A 22,085-nucleotide genomic window follows, 5' to 3' on the forward strand; every position below is an offset into this window, starting at 1 on the left:
CTATTGAACTTATCAAAAATTAGTAGGCTTTGCAACAGATGGATGATTAAGTATAATTTTTGTAACAATTTAATTAGAAAGGCACTCTTTTATGGATAAAGTACACTATTATTTTTCACTCATTCATTTCAAAATTGACGACTTAGATATTAACCTAGCCATGCCACAAGCTTGGCAGGCAGTTGAACTTTATCACGCCATTGCAGATGATCGTGAAGATTTGGGTAAATGGCTTCCTTGGGCTTACAAGATGCAGTCTGCAGATGATGAAGCTAAGTTTATTAAAACTATCCAAGAAGACATGATCCAGCAAAGAATGATCGTACTCACTATTTTAGTCAATGGTGAACCTGCTGGGATGATTGATCTTCATAAATTAGTCAAAAATAAAAAAGGCGAGATCGGCTACTGGCTTTCCAGCAAATATCAAGGACACGGCATCGTTACGCGCAGCGTACTGGAATTATGCAAATATGCCTTTAATGAGTTGAATTTGCAATACGTTGACTTAATCGTGGCCATCGAAAATGGCAAGAGTAGCCGAGTTGCTGAACATGCTGGTTTTAAATTAATGGGCGTTGAACAGAACTTGATCCATGACCACCAAATGGCTGGTAAGATCTTTAGAAAAATCAATCCCACTAGAACCAGCCAGTCAGATCTTTAATGATAAAAAAGATGATCGGAACTAACAAAGAAGGTAAGAAGTTCAAAGTTTTAACATCACGAATTTTCAATAATGCCAGACCTGAGCAGGCAATTAAGAACCCACCGACGATGGAAATCTCTGCTACTAGTGGACCAGTAAAGAAACTAGCAGATAAGAACTTAGCGACTAGATAGATGCTGCCTTGCCAGCAAAACAGCACCGGTGCAACTAGCAGCATCCCCCAGCCGAAACTAGCACCAAAGACCATTGAAGTAACGAAGTCCATCATGGCGTTGGTATAAAGCATAGTGTAGTCGCCCTTCACTGCCGCCATAACTGGACCAACGATGGATAAGGCACCAATACAGCAAAGCAGAATCTCGGTAGCCAAGCCTTTACCGAGATTAGATTTACCTGCCTTATCAACTAAATGATCGAAGTGCCCAGTAATATTTAAAGCAGTTCCGGTAATGCCTCCTAAAGCCAAGCTAACGATAAACAAAACCGGATAATGACTCTTCGGCATATTGTTGGTGACGTTTTCCCAACCAATGCCTAAAGCTGCGAGACCCATGGCAATGAATAATACATCTTCAAAGCGTTTGTTCAGTCCTTTTTTGAGCAAACAGCCAATAGCTGTTCCGACTAGTAATGCCAATGTGTTAGCGATTGTTCCTATCATCTTTTTTCACCTCTATTTTTATTTTACAACAAGGCTAGATGACAAAAAACAGCATCCCCACCAACTTGGTTAGGGATGCTATTTTGTTTAATCTTGATGTTTTTTCTCAAAATCTTTTTGTGCCCGATAATTTTTTTCAAAAACTTCATAGCGTTGTTTTTCTTCAGCCATTCTCTTCTTGGCGTATTCAGCTAGATGCTTTGCATCCTGATCCGCTTCATAAGCAATATACTGCGCCTTATCTTCTTTAGCTATTACTAAGAATGGCAACTCTCGCTTAGCTAATTCAAAATTAATCAACTCTCGACCAGTTCGCCCATTACCATCTTCAAAAGGATGAATACGTTCAAAAGCAATATGTGCCGCCATTAAATTTTCGATAAATTCATCATCATTAGCACTATTTTCTAATTGGTAGTTAGTATTAGCAGCCCATTGACTAACATCAATTGGAGTCTGCGCAACAGAAGAAGTTGGAAAATCCGCCCCTAAAATCATATTTTCATTTTGCTTAAACTTACCTGCAGTACCAATCGTATTTTTGGTTAGCTCAAACTGAAGCTTTAATATATTAGTGACATTCAATTCCATATTATTGGCTGCCATATCAAGCATGGCATAAAATGCGTCCTTTTGGTTGCTAGCCTCATACACATCTCGTAATTTTACGCCCTTATAGCCAACTGAAGTAACCGTATCATTCAAAATAACAGATTCGGTTTGTCCTCTCGTAAGAGAATTTCCTTCAATAGCATTAGAGTGATATGCAAATCGTACTAACACATCATCAATATATTCTGGTGAATAGTGAAGCATTATCCTACCTTCTTTTTACCAATGGAATTTCCAGGTGCTACTACTGCTGCTTGATGAAGAACTTGAACTCGAACTTGTTGACGAGCTACTGTTTTCACCATAACCAGAATTAGATCCACCTGCTGGCTTATCTGCGTTCTGTTCGTAAATCTGATAAGTAGTGAACGCATTTGGATCATCCCATTTAACATGGTTGTTCTGATCGTTCAGTTCATTTTGACGTGTTTCTTCATTATCTAAAGTTTCAACTGGTAAATTCAAATTCTTTCTAATCTTATTAGAAGTCTTTTGCAGTTCCTTAGTTGAAGCAACCTGAATTGAAGCACCATCAATCCAAGCATCGTGTCCTTGAAGAAAGCCACTGTTTAAATTACTCATGCAGCCACGATAGTTAAGTGCCAAACTAAGCATATCGTTGAAAGTTAAATTGGTTTTGACGTATTTATTAAAAATATCAACTAACTTACGGTAGTTACTGATGGTGTTAACTGACATCGCCTTGTGCGCAATCGCTTCGATCACTTGACGCTGACGCAATTGACGACCGTAGTCACCTCGTGGGTCCTCTTTTCTCATTCGTACATAGGCTACCGCATGCCGACCATTCAAGTGTTGCTTACCCTTGTGGAAGTCACACCAGTCGTATGAAAAGTCAAATGGCACATTAACATCAACGCCACCTACCGCATTAACTAAGCTGCGCAAAGCCTTCATATTAACTTCAACATAGTAGTTAATTGGAACATTTAATAAACTCGAAACGGTTTTGACACTCGACTTGCTACCGCCGATTTCGTAAGCTGAGTTCACCCGGAACATAAAGTATTTATCACCAGGATCGCCTTTAATATCAGCCAGCGTATCACGTGGAATTGAAGTCATAGTTGCTGTATTTTTTTGTGGATTAGCCGTTGCTAAAATCAAGGTATCTGAGTTGCCTCGATCATGTCGGCCTTCGATTCCTTGGTCTACCCCAAGAATCAAAACTGAAATTGGTTGTCTATTCGTAATTTTAGCGGAAGTAGCAAGACCACCTCCATTTCTGCCATCAACTGCACTATGAATTGTAAAGTACATGTGTGCAGCCCAGGCCACGCCGAAGCAGACTGCGACCAATGCAATCAAACCTATAAACCGAGCAAACATATTACCAGGCTTATATGAAGATTTATCCGCCGCTAAAGCTCGATTATGATGAAGATTGAGCGAGGAGTGCTTGGCTCGATATTCTTCTCTGCGTTTGGAATTTGGCTCCATATCTTTATATCGTTTCCCTTCAAAATTAATACAAGTTTATTTGTATCACTTTTAAACTCTAGATAAAATAAAATTACCGATAATTAATAATAACTTATTTTTTGTGTACAATTCTACATCGAATAATTGTGGAATCAAATGAAAACTAATAATGGAGGAAAAATTATGGCTATTCCAACACGAAATGAAGTTCCTGAAGACTTGAAATGGGATTTAACCCGTGTTTTTAAGACAGATGAAGACTGGGAAAAAGCTTATGCCGATGCCAAAGAAAAGGTCGCTAAGCTGGAACAATTAAAGGGGACTTTAGTTAAATCTGGTAAAGACTTATATGAAGGATTAACTAAAATTCTGGCCGTTAAGCGTGAAGTTGAAAATATCTATGCCTACGCTACTATGTCCAGCGATGTTGATACGTCCGATTCTCATTACTTGGGTTACGTCAGTCGCGTACAAACACTGGCTAATCAATTTGAAGCAGTAACTAGTTTTATCAGTCCAGAAATCTTGAGCATCCCTGCCGCCAAATTTGAACAATTCAAGCAAGACGAACCACGCCTGAAGGACTATGCTCACTACCTTGAAACGATCACCAACAAGCGTCCGCATACCTTGCCAGCAGAACAAGAAAAATTAATTGCTGATGCTGGGGATGCATTGAGCGTCTCAGAAAACACCTTTAATGTTTTAACCAACTCCGACATGGAATACGGCTATGTCCAAGACGAAGATGGCAACATGGAACAACTATCTGACGGTCTTTACTCCTTGCTTATCCAATCACAGAACCGCGACGTCAGAAAAGGTGCATTTGACACACTTTATGCCACTTATGGTCAGTTCCAAAACTCACTTGCTTCTACTCTTTCCGGCGTTGTAAAAAAACATAACTATAACGCTCAAGTTCACAAGTACAATTCTGCTAGAGAAGCCGCTTTAGCTGAAAATAACGTACCTACGCAAGTCTATGATACATTGATTAAAGAGGTCGACTCTCACCTTGATTTATTGCACCGTTATGTTGCATTGCGCAAGAAAATTTTAGGTTTGAAAGATTTACAAATGTGGGACATGTATGTACCTTTGACTGGCAAACCTTCCCTTTCCTACAACTTTGAAGAAGCAAAAGAAGTTGCTAAGAAGGCATTAGCTCCACTAGGTGAAGACTATTTGAAACATGTCGACTATATTTTTAACAACCGCGTGATCGATGTAGTTGAATCTAAGAACAAGGTCACTGGTGCCTACTCTGGTGGTGCCTATGACACTGACCCATACGAATTGCTTAACTGGGAAGACAACGTTGATTCACTGTATACTTTGGTTCATGAGACTGGCCACTCTGTTCACTCTTGGTACATTCGTAATACGCAACCTTATGTCTATGGTGACTATCCAATCTTTGTGGCAGAAATTGCTTCTACTACGAATGAAAATATTTTGACAGAATACTTCCTAGACCATATTACTGATCCTAAGACGCGGGCCTTCATTTTGAATTACTACCTAGATTCATTTAAGGGTACTCTATTCCGTCAAACCCAATTCGCCGTATTTGAACAATTTATTCATGAAGCTGATGCTAAGGGTGAACCATTGACTGCTGAGACCTTGGATGATGTGTATGGTCAGCTCAACCAACATTACTATGGTGACAGCGTTGAACCAGGCGGCGATATTGCGCTGGAATGGTCACGGATTCCACACTTCTACTACAACTTCTATGTTTATCAATATGCGACTGGCTTTGCGGCTGCGACTGCTTTGGCTAACAAGGTTGTGCATGGCAGTCAGGCTGAGAGGGATGCATATCTTGGCTTCTTGAAGGCTGGCTCAAGCGACTACCCAACTGAGATTATGAAACATGCTGGCGTTGATATGACAAAGCCAGACTACTTGGAAGATGCATTCAAGACTTTTGAAAAGAGATTGGATGAATTTGAGAGTTTGATTGAGAAATAGAAATTAATAGAAACAATCAGAAATCATAGCACAATTATTTGTACAAAAGGTAACAAGAAGGTGTCACTTTATATGGATGCAGTAAATTATAGTAATTTTAGAAAAAATCTAAAGACCTACTTCAGACAAGTAAATGATAATAGTGAACCATTAATTGTTATCAATAAGAATCATAAAAATAATGTGGTTGTTTTAAGCAAAAATGAATACGACTCATTGATGGAAACTTTATCAATTCAATCAAACGAGTATTTAATGGATAAGATAAAGCGTGGTCGTGAACAAGTATCGCTTGGAAAAATCAAGGACAAAATAAGAAAGTAAAACGAATTAATAAACTAATTAAAGATATCAAACGTCACCCATTTGAAGGTATGGGTAAACCTGAATTTTTAAAGAATGATTTATCCGGATTATGGTCTCGTAGAATTGATTCTAAAGATAGAATTATTTATGATTATGACGGAAAAAGTATCATAATCTATTCGTGTAAAGATCATTATAGTGATCATTAAACAAAAAAGCTGATATATTCACCAGAAATGAATATATCAGTTTTTTCATTTACTCTGTTTTTCTAAATCATTCCAGTAATCAATCCTGTTCCATACAAGAACACACAACAAATTACCAGGTACAAACTGCCCCATTTGACAGTTTCTTTCAAAATCTCACCTTCATCGCCTTCACGACTAATCGCACCAGTTGCAACTGCAATATTCTGTGGCGAAAGCATCCCTGCCGTCGCACCAGTCATGTTTGATGCCACAACCCAATACTTGTTCACGCCCAAACTCGTAGCAGCAGACAGCTGCAAATTACCAAATAAAACGTTCGCAGATGTAGCCGAACCAGTTAAGAATGTACCCAAAGCACCAATTAATGGCGCAAATAATGGATATACTGGGCCGAGCAAACTAACCAGTGCGGCAGCCAGCGCTTCTGTCATACCAGCATAAACCATTACCTTAGCCAAACCAACAATGGCACAAACTGTAACAGTCGTCTTACCTACGCCCTTAATGGACTCAACCAGAATCTGCATCATCTTCTTGAAGCTAACTTGAATTGCCCCACCGATTAAAGCAGCAATTAAAATCAAAGTACCAGGAGATGAAAGAAAATTAATTGAGAGCGTATTAGGATTTTTACCACTGTAAACAACCAAATTCATTGTTGCCTTATTCAATAAATTGTTAACGGCTGGCACCAATGAAGAAGCCAAGATAACAAAAATAAAGATCAAAATGAAAGTTGAACAAGCCTTAAGCAAATCCTTATTTGCTGGCCGTTCTACATCGGATTCTTCTTCGTCTTCATGCCATCTAGTAAGCCAAATCGTAACAGCAATGGAGCAGATAGATCCAGCAATAGCAGGCAATTCTGCACCAACAAATCTCGCAGCTATTACCTGGGGAATCGCCATTGCCAAGCCAGACATAAATGTGATTAAACCCACACCTTTAATAGCCTTAACTCCGCCACCGGTTAAGATTACCAAAATAAATGGCACAAGGATTACCAAAATGCACAACTGCACTGATACCAAGAAAGACAAAGCAACCTGATCTAAATTCGTAACTTCAGCTAATGTCAAAATTGGCAGACCGATTGCGCCATAAGCCGTTGCTGTCGTATTAGCGATCAAACTAATTACGGATGCTTGAATCGGCTTCAAACCAAAGGCAATCAAAATACCTGCAGAAATCGCTACTGCTGTACCAAAACCTGCAATTGACTCCAAAAAGCCACCGAAGCCCCAAGCAATAATCAATACAATGATTCGCTTATCCGTTGAAATTGTCGCTAACATATCCTGAATAGTTTTCATCCCACCGGATTCATTCGTTACATTGTACGCAAAAAGAGCGGCCACGATCACAAACATGATCGGCCAGATTCCCATGATTATTCCTTCTAAAGCTCCAGTCATAGTATCGATTACTGGCAATTTAAAGCTGAAAATCGCTAGTATAATGGTTAAAATTAGTCCAACCACACAAGCACGTGCTGCGGGCATGCGCATTACACCTAGCGAAATAATTAGCCAAATAATCGGCACCAAAGCAATTGCAAATTTAATCCACATCTAATCTCTCCATAAAAAAATATCTATTAAATATTTAATCATTTCTTGATTAAAAAGAAAAATTAGATAACCATTTTTACAGATTTATTAGAAATTCTAAAACTTTTGCTTGCAAGTTTGGCTAACAAACTATATAACAATTAATGGAAAGTAAAATTTCTCACATCATTTTGAAACCACTCCGCGGAATAGAGTGGTTTCTTTTTTTCACTAAAAGCATTTTCATAGACTTTTTGTATATTAATTTCTAAAATATAGCTTAAATAAAAAATAATTTAGCTTTTCTTGATCTAAATCAATTATTTTAGTCAAAATTATTTTTATACTTAAGACAACAAATTAATATAGGAGAAACTCATATGAAAAAATTAGATTCAACTAAACTTACTGACAAACAAATCGAATTCTTCAAGACTCACCTAGCATACCTTGCTACAGTTGATGCCAACGGTGAACCACAAATCGGCCCTAAGCAATCAATGAAGGTGCTTGATAATGGTCACTTGCAATATCTTGAAAAGACCAAGGCTCATGCTTATGAGAACCTTAAGAATGGTTCTAAGGCAGCTGTGGTTGTTGCAGACGTTCCTACTCACACCAATGTCCGCATTAAGGGTACTGCTCATATTCATGAAAATGATGACTACCAAAAGAAGATCGCTACTGAAGGTGGCGCACCAAATGCTTATGTAGTAGACATTGATATCGAAGAAATTTTCGAATAATTTAAGGCATTAAAAATACCAGGCAAATCTGCCTGGTAATTTTTTTGCTCTAATTTTAACGGTGTTTAATCACATGAAAAGCATAAGCAACTAAATAGATTGCTACTTCGATTGTGGCAATGAAGAAAGTTACTGGCCAGTTGGTAATAAAACCAAGATACAGCCCTGCCCAAACACCGATTAAGGCAAAGGCAATTGACCAACCGATCATTGCTGGAATCGTTCTTCCAATATAACGGGCGGTCGAGGACGGCAATGTCAGCAAAATGAAGACCAACAGAGAACCGACAATCTGAGCACCAATTGCAACTGACATAGCTAAAGCAATCAAAAAGATGATACCCACGAATCCTGCATGTACGCCATGCGCAACAGCACCGATATGGTCGAATGAATCAAAGTTCAAATTTCTCTGTACTAGCAAAATCATCAATAAAACAATGACTGATAAAACGACTAGTTGAACTACGCCCTGCTTGTCAACACCGATGATACTGCCGAAAAGAATATTAGTGGCATAACGACTATTCGAGCCTGAAATTGCTAGGAATAATACACCTAAACCAATAAACAAAGCGGAAATAGCACTAATCGACGATTCCTTCTGATCACTATGAATGGATAACTCACCAACGCCAATTGAACCAAGCAAAGTGAACAGTAGCATCCCCCATAACGGCGCTATACCGATAAATACCGCAAAGGCAGCACCGGCAAAGCCAATTTCTGACAAGGTGTGAGCCAAAAATGCATAGCTCCGCGCTACAACATAAACACCAACGACACCACAGGTAATTGCAATAAAAGTACTTGCTAAGAAGGCATAACGCATAAATTCATATTGAAACATTATTCAAAATCCTCCTTAAAGTCCTTCATCTTGCCCTGTCTGATCGTTCCCTTATTCAAGTACAGATAATTATTCATGTACTTCTTAGCTAATGGAATATCATGTGTAACAAATAGGACAGTAATTTTATGTTCTTTATTCAGGTGCTCAATCAAGCCCATTAGTTCTTCTTTAGCAACAGGATCCAAACTAGCCGTTGCTTCATCCAAAATAATCATATTGGGCTGATCAAGCAAAGCTTGAGCTAAATAAGCACGTTGCTTTTGCCCACCTGAAGCTTCGCCCATCCGCGTATTTTGAATTTCCGTCAAATGAGTTTCACTTAGTTGATGGTTAACCTGATCTTTTACCTTTTTAGTTTTAAAAAGCGGCGCATTTAATTCAATAAAAGCACGAATTGAAAGTGGATACTCTGAATCAATATTTCTGAACTGTGGCACATAACCCAGCTTGACGTCTGAAGCGAACTGATAGCTTCCTGTTGTTGGCGTCAGCATCCCCATTAGAATTCTAATCAACGTGGTTTTCCCAGTCCCATTTGGGCCAAGAAGAGCAGTTGTTGAACCTTCTTCCAATTTAAAGCTTATGTCTTGAAAAACTGTTTTAGTATCAAATTTCATTGAAAGATGATTTACATCTAAAATCAATTTAGCATCCCCTTTGCTTACTAAATTAGTATTTATCTGCTATTTATCAATGTTAGCTAAATTTTGATAATTTTCTCTCATCCAACTTAAGTAAGTAGTGTGGTTAGGAATAGTTTCGCGCACATTTAATACTGGAATATTGTTCTCTTTAGCTAGCTTTACAAAACTCTTCACAGTTGAACTACTTGCTTGCGTATTATTAACGAAGAAAGCAATCTTCTTGGCCTTAATTTCATCATTCATCTTATTGATGGTCTTAGGACTAGGGTCGGTACCATTTTCAATTGCCTTTTCAAAGTCACGATCACCAATCTGATAACCTGCAGTTGCCAATGCATAATCAAAAACAGGTTCACTTACAAATACAGGCTTGTCGCTCTTAGCAGTAGATTTTGCTAATTTCTTAATTTGATTAACCTTAGCTAAATATTTTTGACCATTTTCTTTAAAATAAGCTGCATGCTTATGATCAAGCTTCGACAAACGTTTAACTAAATAATCAACATACTTAGTTGGCATATCTAAATTGTACCAAATATGTGGATTATCGCCCTTTTTTAATCCCATTAAATCTTCGCCAACTAAAACGGGCTTTTTATTAACAGAACTAGCCAGTTTATTCATCCAGCTATCGTATCCTAAGCCATTAGCCACAATAATCTTGGCGGTAGCTAATTTCTTAGCATCATTAGTCGTAGGTTCAAAGTCATGCGGATCAGTAGCACTATTTTTGATAATAGCAGTCGCTGTCCCATATTTACCTACAATATTCTTAGCAATATCTGCATATACATTAGTTGTTGTCACGATGGAAAGCTTATCATTATCAGCTTTCTGATGATTAGAACATGCAGAAACTAACAGCATAAGCAATCCAATCACTCCGACAAAAATAGCCGATTTAGTAATTCTAGATTTTGGCATATAATTTTTCCTCCATAACAAAAAAGCATTTAAATCAGAAAATTCAGCAACTATCTTCTGACTTAAAGTTAGGATATGTCAGTTTAATTATTATGTCAACAATACTTAGACAAGACAAATAGCATCGAAGTCACTTAGACCCGATGCTATCAATCCTACTTAAAAAGTATAAGAAATATTTAAATTAACAAATCTTGCTGAACTTTGTTTAAATGCTTTTTTCTAGAATTACATCATTATATAAACATATTTTTATAAGCTTGTCAAACTAAAATCCTTCTTCAACGTGTTGCTTCAAAACATCTAGTATCTTGATAATGTGACTATCGGCTAAACTATAATATTTTTCTTGCTTAACTCGCTCACTTTTTACTAATTTAGCTTCTTCTAAGATTCTCAAATGACGCGAAATTGCAGGCTGACTCACATCAAATTGTTTTACTAAATTATTGACGCTGCTTTGATGATGATCATTTAAATAATAAAGTATTTGGATTCGAATTGGATGATTTAAAGCTCTCGTGATTCGAATAATCTGATCGTTCAATTTTCTCTCCACCTATCATGTTCGTTTTCTTTAATTATAAACTTTATTATCGCATAAAAAAACGCTACCCGAAGGTAGCGCAAAACATAACAGAGTATCTTGATTTAAGTAGAGATCATCAAGATGTCTTTATTATAATACGTTTTTTACACAATTTGTTAAAAAACAAACAATAACTTAAATTATTTAATATTATTATTTTTTATTCGTTAGGGTCTTCCTTAACGTTCTTCTTCCAGAAACTCATGATCAAGGCTGCAACAATTGAGCCAATCACAGTTGCTAAGAAGTAGAACAAGATGTGGCTTGGACCACCGATGTTACCGGCAAGTGGTGATACCCAAAGACCACCGTGAGGAGCTGGGACACCAACGTGCCACAAACCAACTAAAGCACCACCGACAGCTGAACCAATGATACATGAAGGAATTACGTGACCTGGGTCAGCAGCTGCAAATGGAATTGCACCTTCAGTAATGAATGAGAAGCCTAATACCCAGTTAGAAATACCTGCACGACATTCTTCCATAGTGTACTTATTCTTAAAGAATGCAGTACCAATAGCAGTAGCAAATGGAGGAACCATACCACCAACCATTACGGCAGCCATTAAGATAGCAGCTGTAGCTGAGTGTGGATCGTTAGCAAAAGCACCTGAAGCGAAGACATAAGCGGCTTTGTTGAAAGGACCACCCATATCGATAGACATCATACCTGCCAAGATAGTAGTAAGAAGTACTAAGTTACCAGTACCCATACCATTCAGGAAGTGAGTAATTGCGAAGTTGATTCCACTGAAGATTGGGTTAATGATGTAGAACATAATTGCTGCAATGAAGAGCAATCCCAAAATTGGGTAGAACAGCATTGGCTTCATACCTTCAACTGAGTGAGGCAAGTTAGCAAATGCTTTCTTCAAACCAACCATTAAGTAACCTGCAATGAAACCTGCAGCAATACCACCTAAGAAGCCGGCTGGTGAAGTTGCGTGAGCTTGAACGTTAACTTGGAATTGACCGTTAACGATTGAAGCCATGTAACCACCAACGAAACCTGGCATCAAGGCTGGCAAATCACCGATTGATTCAGCAATGTAAGCAGCAAGTACTGGAACCATGAAGGCAAAGGCCAAGTTACCAGCGTTGTTCAAGAAGATAAATGCTGGAGATTTAGCACCACCACCGTAGTTTTCTACGATGAAGGAAATAGCCATCAGGATACCACCACCAATAACGAATGGAAGCATATGACTAATACCGTTCATTAAGTTCTTGTAGATGCTTGCCCATACGCCTGGCTTTTCTGTGCTTGAAGCTTCTTCTGACTTATCAGCAGCACTTGCGTGGTAAACGTCAGCCTTGTTATCCATAATGTCATCAATCAATTCGCCTGGCTTGTTGATACCATCAACAACTGGACGGTTGACTAAAGGCTTGCCGTCAAAACGTGGCATGTCAACTTTCTTATCAGAAGCAATGATGACACCTTTAGCACGCTTGATTTCATCAGGAGTTAACTTATCCTTAACACCTTCTGAACCGTTGGTTTCGATTCTTACTTCGATGCCGCGCTTCTTACCTTCCTTAATCAAAGCTTCTTGAGCCATGTAAGTGTGGGCAATACCGTTGATACATGCAGTAACACCAACGATCAAAGGCTTGTTGTCTTCTTCAGCGTTGCCTTGTGCCTTAGCAGCTTCCTTAGCCTTCTTAGCTTCAGCTGCCTTCTTGTCTTCTTCATCCTTCTTAGCTTCGGCCTTTTCGAAAAGATCGATAACTTCTTCAGGAGTCTTAGTAGCCTTTAACTTTTCAACTAAGTCTGGGTCAATTAATAAACCTGAAAGTTTAGCTAAAGCTTGAAGGTGAGTATTATCAGCACCAGCTGGTGCAGTAATCATGAAGAATAAGTGAACTGGTTGACCATCAAGTGAGTTGTAGTCAATACCGTCTTTACTCTTAGCAAATAACACACGGGCCTTGTTGATGGACTTGTTACGTGCGTGAGGCATCGCAATTCCGCCACCGATACCAGTAGTGGATTCATTTTCACGGTCCCAGATGGACTTGATAAATGCATCTTCGTCATTAACGATATCGGTTGCAACTTCAAGGTCAGCCATTTCTTTAATGGCATCTTCTTTGTTCTTCGCCTTGAGGTCCATAATCATGGATTCAGGGCTTAAAATGTCCTTAATTCTCATATCTTTTTCCCCTCATAAAATTAAGAAATTTGTTCAACCTTAATTTGTGGTAATACTGCATCGATTTGGCTCTTAACCGCAATATCCTTAGTGAAGGCAGTAGCAGCACCACAGGCCATACCAATTCTGAATCCTTCCTTTGGATCTTGGGTCTTGTAGTAAGTACCAACGAAACCAGCGATCATTGAGTCACCGGCACCAACTGAGTTAACAGCAGTACCAACGGCACCCTTAGCATGGTAAACGTGGTCTTGAGTAAGTAAGAAGCCACCTTCACCAGCCATTGAAACCATTACGTTTTGAGCACCCTTATCAAGCAACTTTTGTGCGTATTCAAGCATTACATCGCTTGAATCAAAGGTTACACCGAAGAGGTCTGCCAATTCGTGGTGGTTAGGTTTGATAACCAATGGCTTGTATTCCAAAGTATCAAGAAGGGCTTGACCAGTAGTATCAACTACAAATTCTGCACCTGCTTCCTTAATAGTAGGAAGAAGTGATTGATAGAAATCAGTTGGTAAACTTGGAGTAAGTGAACCGCTCATTACAACGATGTCACCCTTCTTCAAGTCGTTCAAACGGTCCTTGAATGCAGTGATTTCTTGGTCTGTAATAGCAGGGCCAGCTGCATTGATTTCAGTTTCCTTTTCTGCGTGAATCTTAACGTTCACACGAGTGTTATCTGAGATAGTAACGAAATCGCTGACGATTCTCTTTTGGTTCAATTGACGAACCAATTCCTTACCAGTGAAGCCACCAACAAAGCCCCAGGCAGTGTTGTCAACATCTAATTGGTTAAGGATTTGAGAAACGTTAATTCCTTTACCTCCTGCTAAAAATGAATCATTGTTAGTTCTGTTAACTTCACCGCGGTTGACCTTTTCTAATTGAAGAACGTAGTCAAGAGCTGGGTTAACAGTTACCGTATAAATCATTATTTTGCCTCCTCTAGATTGATATCGGCAGGTAATGCCGCTTTTTGACTTGAATTAATCTTGTCTGTTACCACAACAACGTCTTGCGTATTGCCAAAAACGGCAAAGTTGCGTTCACCGATCTTGGTGTGATCAGCTAGCACGTAAGCGTGTCTAGCTTGCTTAATCTCAGCTGCCTTGACTGCAGCTTCTTCGGGATCTGGCGTAGTTAAGTTGCCATTCTTTTCAATCCCGTTAGCTCCAACGAAACTAGCTGAAAAATTCATCGCTTTAATCTGTGCCAAAGCAGTCTGACCAATTACGGCATGCGTGTCATCTTTGACCTCGCCACCGATAAGGAAAGTTTTTATTCCGTGATTCAGGCTGCACAATGCAGTTTCAACACCGTTGGTAATAATCTTCACGTGCGGAATATCGGCTAAAAATGGAACCATTTCATAGGTCGTTGTTCCGGCATCGATAAAAATATTGTCGCCTTGGTGAACGAAGTTCTGCACCGCATATTTAGCAATTGCGATCTTCACATCGTGATTCATACTAAAGCGGACGTTCTGGGAAACATCACGAGAGAAATGTTTTACTGATTGAGCACCGCCATGCACACGCTTAAGGATGCCGCTCTTCTCCATCTGAATTAAGTCACGACGAATGGTTGATTCAGATGTATCGGTTAAGTCGCATAACTCGCTAACGCGGCACAATTCGTGCTGATTAACGTAGTCTTCAATTAAGCTTTGGCGTTCTTGTGTCAGCATTGTTTTTCACCTCGCTAATTATTGTATTCGCTTTCTTCTTCAAAATCAATCATTTTTCTTCAAAAAATGTCATTTTTATTTATTATTGTTCAATAAAATTCATTTATATGCAAAAAAGATGCCACAAATCTTCATTTGTGACATCTTTTTCTTTGTCAGTTTAATTTATTCTTAGTCATTTTGGCTGTTTTGACGAAGAATAATTATTATTGACGAAGAATATATTTAATATTTTTACCTTTGCCAATAGACTCAATTTTACCTTTATCTTTTAACTTCTTAAGATTACGTTGAATCGTAGTTTGGCTATATTGGGGGATGAGTTCAACTAATTCAGAACGAGATAATGGTTTCAATTGTTGCTGGAGAGTTTTGAGAATCAATTTATCTGCTTTCAGCTTTTTAGGATTATGGACAATTCCAATTCTTTCAATCAGCTCACGATAAGCCTTCACCACTACACCCAAATAATAGTTAATGAACGGTGCGTAATCATCTTGGTTATCATTCCACCCCACCGAACTAGCAGCTAAAACGTCATAGTAACTTGACTTGCTGTCTTCGATAATCTTTTCCAAACTGATATATTTTCCGACTTCAAAACCTGAGCGGTACATCGTCAGTAACATCAGGAGTCGTGACATTCTACCGTTCCCATCACGAAATGGGTGAATCGAAACAAAGTCAAAAACGAATGCAGCAGATAAAACCAATGGAGAAATTTCTCCGCGCGCAAAAGCATCATTATATTGTTTACATAGTTCTTCGATCAGATCGGGGACTAAGAAAGCTTCAGGCGGATTGAACCTAACTTCTTCATGACCATCCGCATATTTGGCTACAATCTTACTGTTAATATCCTTGAAGTGTCCGCCCCACGAATCACCTGCATACTTGAACAACATATTATGCATGCTTAAGATAGTGTTCTTGGTGACAGGCATGTAGCGATAATTTTCATGGATCAAGCTTAAGACATCACAATAACCAGCGATTTCTCGTTCATCCCGATCACGTGGCTCCACCTTATCAGACATAATCTTATTAAGTCTCGAATCTGACGTGTAAATACCTTCGATTCGGTTAGAGGCATCCATACTTTGAATTTTAGCTACAGCAACCAGCTTTTTGAGTTCTTCATGGTAATCAATTTCAAAACTACTGGTTTCCCCTCGTAACTGATAGATAGTAGTCAGTTTGTTGATTATTGTATTGGTAAGCTGCAGATTATTGAGAGTTTGATAGTCAAATTCCTTCAAAAATTCACCTTCGTTCTTGGTCATTCTTAATTATTCTTAGTCATTTTACCCTATTTGACTAAGAATCCGCAAAAATGACGAAGAAAAAGGCTGAAAAAACTTCAGCCTTTCTTACTATTCAAAAAATGTAAACACATCTAAGATGTTGAACACTACATAACGCCAATATGCTTGGCCAAAACTGCTATATACTTTTAGCTGCCACTTTCCATACTCAAACTTCACCAGATAACCATCTTGAGTTTTATGTCTAAACGTCTGCTTAATTGCAACTAATAGACAAAACACCAGTACTAAAGCGATGATCATCAGTATAGAAATAATTGTATTTTTCATACCTTCATCCTAGTCTTTCAAACTTTTGTACAAGTCTTGAACATTAGCACAAATACAAAGAGACACCATGATTTGAATCCAAGTGAAATTTTGAGAAATATCAATTATCCCACCAGCCCAATAATAGACTAAGAAAAATGTTAACATTAGCACATATCCAGTTGGATTGAGAAACATCACTTTACCTAAGCGCTTGGAGTAAACGATGTACATAATAATAGCAATGACAAAGATCAGTAATGGTAAATAACTTAATTTCAGCATTTTAGTTTCCAGCTTTCTTTTGTTCTTGCTTCTTACCAAAAATGTAAACTACTATTCCCAGTACAAGCCATGCAGCTATGCCCAACAATGTTTTTACTACAGATGCAGAACTGTTGTAATCATTAAGGATGCCTATAGTTGCAATGAGATATAGAAACTGACAAATCCCAAAAGAATTTTTCATCTCTTTCAAATAAAAACTTCTAACCTTTGAATCAAAAGTTACAAGCAATGCATTCACCAATGGCAGGACTAGTGCAATCAAGAAAACGATGCCGTTAAAACTGAGCAGGTCATTTGCGGAGTGATCACTTTGCATTAAGAAGAAAAAGATAACCACAATGCCGGTTAATATCCATGAATTAGCAATTATAATGTTGTCATTTAAGACGAAATTTCTTCTGTTCATATTTATCCCTCGATTCTATCGAATGAAAGACTATAATGCAGTTTTAATTCAACAAACTGCGTTTAAAGTTCTGCCATGGACCTACATCATCTGTTTGCAAAATCAAGTTTGGATAAATTTTTCTAATCCAGATAAAGGACACTACTGCAGTAATTAAAGCAATCAAAGCAGAAATAGCGGCCTCTAAATTAGTCGCGTCACCTATAATCACTCTAGCTGGCATAACAAATGATGATAAGAATGGAATATATGAGAAGACTTTTTCAAATATTGTATCGCCACCTGATTGCATATTAATCGAAAATAGAAATCCGATTATCATCAATGTACTCAACGGTGTAACGGCTTTGTTGGCATTCTCGCTTTTAGCAACTAAAGCTCCACAGAATGCTGCAAAGATAATGAATAATACTAAGCCGATTATCGTAAATAGTAGTCCCCAAGAGGCTAAATTGCCAATCGCCTGATCAATCATTGGCTTATACTTTTCAAATAAATCGTTAAAGCCATCAATGTATGGGGCTGCGCAATAAACTGCCACAAATCCAGCAACATAAATTAGTACCTGGGTAATAATTTCACCAAAAATACCTAAAATTTTACCAGTAAAATAATCACCACCTGGCATGCTCGAAAAGATTACTTCCATTATCTTGGTACCCTTCTCGGTAGCAATATCTTGTGCTGTTACTTGTGTGTAAGTAATCACTAGCATATACAAAATAATAAGCAAAACCCAGAAGGAAATCTGCTTAACAGGATCGTTATCAAAGCTCTTCTTATCGACGTGCTCAACCCTTTGCTTAAACTGTGCCCTCGTCGCTAAAGCCTGGCTCTGTTTCATCGTTAGCTTTGCCTTGCTTAAATTCAATTGTTGCTGAGCGGCATTTAAGTTCGTTAATAGTTCTGATTTCAGATCACTGTCCATCTTTTCATCGCTATAGTAAGTTGCAGATAATTGATTATTCTTTTGTTCAATTAAGACATAACCATCAATATCCTCATCTTTATATGCTTTTTTAGCCTTAGCTTCAGTCTTATAGTTATCGAAGTCTTCTGATTTTTTAATTGCTTGCTTCAAAGCGGGATTAGAAGTAACTACCCCAATATAGTTATCATCACCACTATTAGCTGATGCCATGCCGATTATAAACGACAAGAAAATGAAGAGGAATGGTGCCAAAATCATAAATAAATATGACCAAGTTTTCACTTCTCTACGGTAGGTTTCCTTTGCTACAAGCCAGACCTTATTCATAGCGCACACCTGCTTTCATCTTGAATATTTCGTCTAAAGTTGGTGGTTCCTGGTCAAATGTTTGAATATATTGACCGGCTGAAAGTTGATCGAAAATATCCTTACCATATTTTTCATCCTCAAGAACAAGCAACTTAGTCCCATTATTTTGCAAAATCACATCTTTTACACCTGGCAAGGATGATAATTCAGTAACGCTTTTATCAGTTCTGACAAAAACACGAGTTAAGCCAAAACTATTCTTAATATCATTCACTGGGCCATTTAAGACAATATGACCATCATTAATCATTACAACATCATCACATAGTTCTTCCACGTTGCGCATATCATGATCAGAAAAGATTATTGTAGCACCCAATCTTTTTTCTTCTAAAATTAACTGCTTCATTAGATCAACATTAACCGGATCTAGTCCACTAAAAGGTTCATCTAAAATAATCAATTTTGGTTGATGAATTAAAGTTGCGATCATTTGTACCTTTTGTTGGTTACCTTTAGATAAAGACTTAATCTTATCCATCGGAATCCCTTTAACGGCTAAACGCGATAACCAATTAGGCAACTCTTCTTTTACCTTTTTGGCTGGCATCCCTTTAAGACTGGCCAAAAAGACTACTTGATCTTCAATCGTTAATTTAGGCATTAAGCTTCGCTCTTCAGGCAAATAGCCGATATTGTCATAATCCTTTGTGCTGAAAGAATGACCTTCAATACTAATCTGACCGTCATAATCAACGAATTTCAAAATACTATGAAAGATCGTCGACTTACCTGACCCGTTTTTACCAACCAGCCCTAAAATACGTCCATTTGGTACGTTGAAGCTGACATCAAACAAAACCTGAGTTGAGCCAAAGCTTTTGTTCAAGTGCTCAATTTTTAACATGAGTTTTCCCTCAACTTTTCTATCTAATTAAACAAATCCGAAAATTTAGTTGGAATATTATTATTCTTCGCAAAATATTTCTTAAAAGCATCCCCGAAACTCAACTGGTCTTTTTCCCTATTCTCTAACCAATCATGAATAGCCAGAAATGCAGTGATAGCGTAATTAGCTGCTAAAATGATTAACACGCCAATCAAAATATAAATTAAGTACAACATTTTTAGTCCTCCATCCAGCGACCATTCTCCAGGCAAACTCCTACACTATCTTTCAATTTTTATATTATCAGAGCCAACTCGGCAATAACCGAAAACGTCCAATTCCGTCAATTTTTGGACTTATTTGGTAAGGAGTAAATTTTATTTCTATTTATTCACTATCAAAAATATCAATGTTGTTGCAACAATACTAGAACACGCTATTATCAAATAATTAGATTCAATAGGGAGATGTTGAAATAATCGATAACCTACAAAGATAATTTGAAAGAGCAAATTTAAAACATATACTACGTTAAAAATACGTTTACCAGTTATCATTTTTATCACCCATTTTTGCTTAAGTAGCTACTTAATTTTTTGGATAAATATCGCTGCAATAATTAATCCTAACCAACTAACAATTGATGCAATTTTAGAATATCCTACATAAGTTAGTGTTCCGTAAATAATCAATATAATTACGACTGCAATGAATAAGTAAATAAGCCTTTTCTTCATAGCGGCTTTATCCTTATCCTCAGTAGCAACTAAAACAGCGACAACTGTACCACCTATTATTGATCCTATCAGTGCACCTAAAATTACTAACATTAGAATTCGTAGAAATGGAAGTGAACCTGAAGTCTTGATCAGAGCTGGAATCACTGAGGCTAGAATACCTATAATGATGCCTACTCCCATACCAATAAATATCTTTTTATTATCACGTGCAAATTTCTTATCATCCATGATCCGCCCCTCCATTCTTCTATTTAGCGATCATTTCCCGAGAAATTTTTATTTCTTATCTTCTTTGTAAACCAACAAGTCCCCTGGCTGACAATCTAAAACTTCACAAATTTTACTTAACGTATCAAATCTGACACCATGCGCCTTACCTGTTTTCAGAATTGAGAGATTAGCTGGCGTGATACCCACCTTTTCCGCTAATTCTTTAGAAGACATTTTGCGCTTCAAAAGCATGAAATCTAACGTTACCTCAATCATCTACATCTTTCTTTCTAAATAATGGAGTCTGCATCTTCCTGAATTTTCATTCCGTACTTGAACACCAAGTAGACTACGTAGAAAACAGCTAAGAAAAGCAAGCCATTCGTAATGCTGCCTGGGTAGATCATATCGTTAGTCGTATAAGTTGAAAAACATGTGCGATGAGTTAGCAGCAGTACATATTCAATCACTGAACATACTGTATAAACACCAACGGTGATCAATAATTTACGTAATAGTTGCAGGTTATCGGCTGCGAAGTAGATCTCACGCTTGATGTTCTTGATAATCAAACGCGCATAGCAACATATCAGGAACGTAGTAATTGTTACTACTATTAACAAAAAAAACGTAATTTCCATAACTAAAATTATTTGATCAATGGATGATGCTCCGTGAGTGTTAAATGTACTCATAAAACCTTCTCGAAAGTCTGGATTAGATTTAATAAAAAACATCATTACAAAGACGGGGACAAAGATAATTAAACCTAATACGCAAACTATTTGATAAATCCAGGCGAGCACTGTTAACAAATTCAAAATAAACTTTCTCATTCTTCTATCTCCCAAAAAGTAGGTTATCTCTTTCATCTTCTTTTTATAAATTATTGTATTACGATAATTTATAATTGCAATACAGAAATAAAATATTCTTTGATAATAATTTTAGAGATTAAAAATACCGAATCAGTATTTTTTAACTAATTCGGTATTCTTTATTTCTTAGCTTCGATTTTTCTTTCCTTTAATGTAAAAGAAAGCAAACACAAAGACATACGTTAATAGCAATGTAACGACAGTTTGCAAAATAAAACTATCAACATTGATCACATAGCGATCAAAACAATCATATAGTTCGCTGGCTACTAGCAGACTAACCCAAGTTATGCAGATTATCCATTGCTTCGAAGTCTTGGCTTCACCCCGTTTGATTATGTTTTTCATTTTTCACACCTCGGCATCCCTTAATCTAATTAAACTTTAGTTTTTAGATTGACATCCTTTTTCATCCTAAAATATCTGATACCTGTATAACCTACCCAGATCGACAAAATAGCAGCAACAGCACATAATTTCCAAACTGCCCAATTGCCAGCAATACTAAAAATCGCAACAATTAGTGCAATAACAGAAAAAATCACAGCACCAACAAAGTGTCTTTTAGCTTTTTCCAACATAATAATCACCAACATTAATTATTGTTTTTCACTTTTTTTCTTATAATAATTATTCATAAAGATATTCATAAAGATAACAAAAGCTATACTTTCAACTATATTCCAAATTACTGTTCCAAAGCTTAATGTTTTGTATTGAAAATAGTCCCATACCAGTCCTATTAACAGAGCCAAAATACCGGCGACAATACTTCTGTTTCTAACTTGACTCTTAGTTAAAATTTTATTCTTCATTTTTCAC

29 protein-coding genes are annotated in these 22,085 nt (G+C 37.4%); 5 read left to right on the plus strand and 24 right to left on the minus strand.

Features of this window, described 5'->3' with window-relative positions; all coding sequences use genetic code 11:
- Positions 1–91 precede the first annotated feature (91 nt).
- Entirely contained in the window at positions 92–667 is a 576-nt protein-coding gene (locus FC57_RS03000) for a GNAT family N-acetyltransferase (RefSeq protein ID WP_007126073.1), read from the plus strand.
- Here FC57_RS03000 and FC57_RS03005 read toward each other — a convergent pair.
- From FC57_RS03005 to FC57_RS03015, 3 genes are all read right to left on the minus strand, one after another.
- A complete protein-coding gene (locus tag FC57_RS03005) occupies positions 642–1,331 on the minus strand; it encodes a DUF554 domain-containing protein (RefSeq protein ID WP_007126072.1) in 690 nt (229 codons plus the stop codon). The genes FC57_RS03000 and FC57_RS03005 overlap by 26 nt on opposite strands.
- Positions 1,332–1,418: 87 nt before the next feature.
- Positions 1,419–2,147, minus strand: coding sequence for a Fic family protein (locus tag FC57_RS03010; protein WP_007126071.1), 729 nt, complete (start codon positions 2,145–2,147; stop codon positions 1,419–1,421).
- Between the two features lie 15 nt (positions 2,148–2,162).
- A complete protein-coding gene (locus tag FC57_RS03015; protein ID WP_007126070.1) occupies positions 2,163–3,404 on the minus strand; it encodes an LCP family glycopolymer transferase in 1,242 nt (413 codons plus the stop codon).
- Between the two features lie 165 nt (positions 3,405–3,569).
- On the opposite strand from FC57_RS03015, the gene pepF reads away from it, so the two are divergent.
- The 3 genes from pepF to FC57_RS10595 all read left to right on the plus strand — a co-directional run bounded on the left by pepF (position 3,570) and on the right by FC57_RS10595 (position 5,881).
- On the plus strand, positions 3,570–5,366 hold the full coding sequence (gene pepF, locus FC57_RS03020; RefSeq protein ID WP_040529552.1) for an oligoendopeptidase F: 1,797 nt from the start codon (positions 3,570–3,572) through the stop codon (positions 5,364–5,366).
- Between the two features lie 72 nt (positions 5,367–5,438).
- Complete coding sequence (locus tag FC57_RS03025) at positions 5,439–5,690, plus strand: type II toxin-antitoxin system Phd/YefM family antitoxin (protein ID WP_007126068.1); 252 nt, start codon at positions 5,439–5,441, stop codon at positions 5,688–5,690.
- Positions 5,654–5,881: a Txe/YoeB family addiction module toxin gene (locus FC57_RS10595; protein WP_081445816.1), complete on the plus strand. Its 228-nt coding sequence runs from the start codon at positions 5,654–5,656 to the stop codon at positions 5,879–5,881. Before FC57_RS03025 ends, FC57_RS10595 begins: the two co-directional genes overlap by 37 nt.
- 62 nt (positions 5,882–5,943) lie before the next feature.
- Here FC57_RS10595 and FC57_RS03030 read toward each other — a convergent pair whose 3' ends face one another.
- A complete protein-coding gene (locus FC57_RS03030; RefSeq protein WP_007126066.1) occupies positions 5,944–7,455 on the minus strand; it encodes an L-lactate permease in 1,512 nt (503 codons plus the stop codon).
- A 359-nt stretch (positions 7,456–7,814) separates the two neighbouring features.
- Between FC57_RS03030 and FC57_RS03035 the strand changes: the two genes are divergently transcribed.
- A complete protein-coding gene (locus FC57_RS03035; RefSeq protein WP_007126065.1) occupies positions 7,815–8,180 on the plus strand; it encodes a pyridoxamine 5'-phosphate oxidase family protein in 366 nt (121 codons plus the stop codon).
- Between the two features lie 55 nt (positions 8,181–8,235).
- Here the strand turns inward: FC57_RS03035 and FC57_RS03040 are convergent, their stop codons facing one another.
- The 20 genes from FC57_RS03040 to FC57_RS03135 all read right to left on the minus strand — a co-directional run bounded on the left by FC57_RS03040 (position 8,236) and on the right by FC57_RS03135 (position 22,078).
- Positions 8,236–9,030 (minus strand): metal ABC transporter permease, encoded by a 795-nt coding sequence (locus FC57_RS03040; RefSeq protein ID WP_007126064.1) that lies wholly within the window; start codon positions 9,028–9,030, stop codon positions 8,236–8,238.
- Complete coding sequence (locus FC57_RS03045; protein ID WP_040529551.1) at positions 9,030–9,677, minus strand: metal ABC transporter ATP-binding protein; 648 nt, start codon at positions 9,675–9,677, stop codon at positions 9,030–9,032. Before FC57_RS03045 ends, FC57_RS03040 begins: the two co-directional genes overlap by 1 nt.
- Positions 9,678–9,716: 39 nt before the next feature.
- Positions 9,717–10,601: a metal ABC transporter solute-binding protein, Zn/Mn family gene (locus FC57_RS03050; RefSeq protein WP_007126062.1), complete on the minus strand. Its 885-nt coding sequence runs from the start codon at positions 10,599–10,601 to the stop codon at positions 9,717–9,719.
- A gap of 268 nt (positions 10,602–10,869) precedes the next feature.
- The gene (locus tag FC57_RS03055; RefSeq protein WP_040529549.1) at positions 10,870–11,148 is read right to left on the minus strand and encodes an ArsR/SmtB family transcription factor; all 279 of its coding nucleotides are present in this window, start codon (positions 11,146–11,148) and stop codon (positions 10,870–10,872) included.
- Positions 11,149–11,350: 202 nt separating this feature from the next.
- The gene (locus FC57_RS03060) at positions 11,351–13,348 is read right to left on the minus strand and encodes a PTS fructose transporter subunit IIABC (RefSeq protein WP_007126060.1); all 1,998 of its coding nucleotides are present in this window, start codon (positions 13,346–13,348) and stop codon (positions 11,351–11,353) included.
- A 20-nt stretch (positions 13,349–13,368) separates the two neighbouring features.
- Complete coding sequence (gene pfkB, locus FC57_RS03065) at positions 13,369–14,283, minus strand: 1-phosphofructokinase (RefSeq protein ID WP_007126059.1); 915 nt, start codon at positions 14,281–14,283, stop codon at positions 13,369–13,371.
- Positions 14,283–15,038 (minus strand): DeoR/GlpR family DNA-binding transcription regulator, encoded by a 756-nt coding sequence (locus FC57_RS03070; RefSeq protein ID WP_007126058.1) that lies wholly within the window; start codon positions 15,036–15,038, stop codon positions 14,283–14,285. The genes pfkB and FC57_RS03070 overlap by 1 nt, the downstream gene beginning before the upstream one ends.
- A gap of 206 nt (positions 15,039–15,244) precedes the next feature.
- Entirely contained in the window at positions 15,245–16,321 is a 1,077-nt protein-coding gene (locus tag FC57_RS03075) for a Fic family protein (RefSeq protein WP_007126057.1), read from the minus strand.
- A 90-nt stretch (positions 16,322–16,411) separates the two neighbouring features.
- On the minus strand, positions 16,412–16,633 hold the full coding sequence (locus tag FC57_RS03080; protein WP_007126056.1) for a hypothetical protein: 222 nt from the start codon (positions 16,631–16,633) through the stop codon (positions 16,412–16,414).
- A gap of 9 nt (positions 16,634–16,642) precedes the next feature.
- Positions 16,643–16,897, minus strand: coding sequence for a hypothetical protein (locus FC57_RS03085; protein WP_007126055.1), 255 nt, complete (start codon positions 16,895–16,897; stop codon positions 16,643–16,645).
- 1 nt (position 16,898) lies between these two features.
- Positions 16,899–17,306, minus strand: a complete 408-nt coding sequence (locus tag FC57_RS03090; protein WP_007126054.1) for a hypothetical protein — start codon at positions 17,304–17,306, stop codon at positions 16,899–16,901.
- A gap of 43 nt (positions 17,307–17,349) precedes the next feature.
- Positions 17,350–18,564 (minus strand): ABC transporter permease, encoded by a 1,215-nt coding sequence (locus FC57_RS03095; RefSeq protein WP_007126053.1) that lies wholly within the window; start codon positions 18,562–18,564, stop codon positions 17,350–17,352.
- Positions 18,557–19,453 carry an ABC transporter ATP-binding protein gene (locus FC57_RS03100; protein WP_007126052.1) on the minus strand — a complete coding sequence of 299 codons (897 nt, stop codon included), beginning with the start codon at positions 19,451–19,453 and terminating at the stop codon, positions 18,557–18,559. The genes FC57_RS03095 and FC57_RS03100 overlap by 8 nt, the downstream gene beginning before the upstream one ends.
- Positions 19,454–19,476: 23 nt before the next feature.
- Entirely contained in the window at positions 19,477–19,671 is a 195-nt protein-coding gene (locus tag FC57_RS03105; RefSeq protein WP_040529548.1) for a hypothetical protein, read from the minus strand.
- 348 nt (positions 19,672–20,019) lie between these two features.
- On the minus strand, positions 20,020–20,403 hold the full coding sequence (locus tag FC57_RS03110; protein ID WP_040529546.1) for a hypothetical protein: 384 nt from the start codon (positions 20,401–20,403) through the stop codon (positions 20,020–20,022).
- Between the two features lie 48 nt (positions 20,404–20,451).
- The gene (locus FC57_RS03115) at positions 20,452–20,661 is read right to left on the minus strand and encodes a helix-turn-helix domain-containing protein (RefSeq protein ID WP_007126049.1); all 210 of its coding nucleotides are present in this window, start codon (positions 20,659–20,661) and stop codon (positions 20,452–20,454) included.
- A gap of 14 nt (positions 20,662–20,675) precedes the next feature.
- Positions 20,676–21,221, minus strand: coding sequence for a DUF2975 domain-containing protein (locus tag FC57_RS03120; RefSeq protein ID WP_040529544.1), 546 nt, complete (start codon positions 21,219–21,221; stop codon positions 20,676–20,678).
- Positions 21,222–21,389: 168 nt separating this feature from the next.
- On the minus strand, positions 21,390–21,611 hold the full coding sequence (locus FC57_RS03125; protein ID WP_007126047.1) for a hypothetical protein: 222 nt from the start codon (positions 21,609–21,611) through the stop codon (positions 21,390–21,392).
- 29 nt (positions 21,612–21,640) lie between these two features.
- A complete protein-coding gene (locus FC57_RS03130; protein ID WP_040529646.1) occupies positions 21,641–21,844 on the minus strand; it encodes a hypothetical protein in 204 nt (67 codons plus the stop codon).
- A gap of 18 nt (positions 21,845–21,862) precedes the next feature.
- Positions 21,863–22,078 (minus strand): hypothetical protein, encoded by a 216-nt coding sequence (locus FC57_RS03135; RefSeq protein WP_007126045.1) that lies wholly within the window; start codon positions 22,076–22,078, stop codon positions 21,863–21,865.
- Between the last annotated feature and the right edge of the window lie 7 nt (positions 22,079–22,085).

It is taken from the genome of Lactobacillus ultunensis DSM 16047 (assembly GCF_001436305.1).
Classification (GTDB): domain Bacteria; phylum Bacillota; class Bacilli; order Lactobacillales; family Lactobacillaceae; genus Lactobacillus; species Lactobacillus ultunensis.

Coding starts and splice junctions, on each gene's coding strand:
- FC57_RS03060 (WP_007126060.1), bottom strand. CDS start 13,348: ATGAGAATTAAGGACATTTTAAGCCCTGAATCCATGATTATGGACCTC.
- FC57_RS03090 (WP_007126054.1), bottom strand. CDS start 17,306: ATGAACAGAAGAAATTTCGTCTTAAATGACAACATTATAATTGCTAAT.
- FC57_RS03000 (WP_007126073.1), top strand. CDS start 92: ATGGATAAAGTACACTATTATTTTTCACTCATTCATTTCAAAATTGAC.
- FC57_RS03005 (WP_007126072.1), bottom strand. CDS start 1,331: ATGATAGGAACAATCGCTAACACATTGGCATTACTAGTCGGAACAGCT.
- FC57_RS03105 (WP_040529548.1), bottom strand. CDS start 19,671: ATGTTGTACTTAATTTATATTTTGATTGGCGTGTTAATCATTTTAGCA.
- FC57_RS03080 (WP_007126056.1), bottom strand. CDS start 16,633: ATGAAAAATACAATTATTTCTATACTGATGATCATCGCTTTAGTACTG.
- FC57_RS03085 (WP_007126055.1), bottom strand. CDS start 16,897: ATGCTGAAATTAAGTTATTTACCATTACTGATCTTTGTCATTGCTATT.
- FC57_RS03070 (WP_007126058.1), bottom strand. CDS start 15,038: ATGCTGACACAAGAACGCCAAAGCTTAATTGAAGACTACGTTAATCAG.
- FC57_RS03015 (WP_007126070.1), bottom strand. CDS start 3,404: ATGGAGCCAAATTCCAAACGCAGAGAAGAATATCGAGCCAAGCACTCC.
- FC57_RS03110 (WP_040529546.1), bottom strand. CDS start 20,403: ATGGATGATAAGAAATTTGCACGTGATAATAAAAAGATATTTATTGGT.
- FC57_RS03050 (WP_007126062.1), bottom strand. CDS start 10,601: ATGCCAAAATCTAGAATTACTAAATCGGCTATTTTTGTCGGAGTGATT.
- FC57_RS03095 (WP_007126053.1), bottom strand. CDS start 18,564: ATGAATAAGGTCTGGCTTGTAGCAAAGGAAACCTACCGTAGAGAAGTG.
- FC57_RS03130 (WP_040529646.1), bottom strand. CDS start 21,844: ATGTTGGAAAAAGCTAAAAGACACTTTGTTGGTGCTGTGATTTTTTCT.
- pepF (WP_040529552.1), top strand. CDS start 3,570: ATGGCTATTCCAACACGAAATGAAGTTCCTGAAGACTTGAAATGGGAT.
- FC57_RS03040 (WP_007126064.1), bottom strand. CDS start 9,030: ATGTTTCAATATGAATTTATGCGTTATGCCTTCTTAGCAAGTACTTTT.
- FC57_RS03035 (WP_007126065.1), top strand. CDS start 7,815: ATGAAAAAATTAGATTCAACTAAACTTACTGACAAACAAATCGAATTC.
- FC57_RS03115 (WP_007126049.1), bottom strand. CDS start 20,661: ATGATTGAGGTAACGTTAGATTTCATGCTTTTGAAGCGCAAAATGTCT.
- FC57_RS03100 (WP_007126052.1), bottom strand. CDS start 19,453: ATGTTAAAAATTGAGCACTTGAACAAAAGCTTTGGCTCAACTCAGGTT.
- FC57_RS03030 (WP_007126066.1), bottom strand. CDS start 7,455: ATGTGGATTAAATTTGCAATTGCTTTGGTGCCGATTATTTGGCTAATT.
- FC57_RS03025 (WP_007126068.1), top strand. CDS start 5,439: ATGGATGCAGTAAATTATAGTAATTTTAGAAAAAATCTAAAGACCTAC.
- FC57_RS03010 (WP_007126071.1), bottom strand. CDS start 2,147: ATGCTTCACTATTCACCAGAATATATTGATGATGTGTTAGTACGATTT.
- FC57_RS03075 (WP_007126057.1), bottom strand. CDS start 16,321: ATGACCAAGAACGAAGGTGAATTTTTGAAGGAATTTGACTATCAAACT.
- FC57_RS03120 (WP_040529544.1), bottom strand. CDS start 21,221: ATGAGAAAGTTTATTTTGAATTTGTTAACAGTGCTCGCCTGGATTTAT.
- FC57_RS03125 (WP_007126047.1), bottom strand. CDS start 21,611: ATGAAAAACATAATCAAACGGGGTGAAGCCAAGACTTCGAAGCAATGG.
- FC57_RS03135 (WP_007126045.1), bottom strand. CDS start 22,078: ATGAAGAATAAAATTTTAACTAAGAGTCAAGTTAGAAACAGAAGTATT.
- pfkB (WP_007126059.1), bottom strand. CDS start 14,283: ATGATTTATACGGTAACTGTTAACCCAGCTCTTGACTACGTTCTTCAA.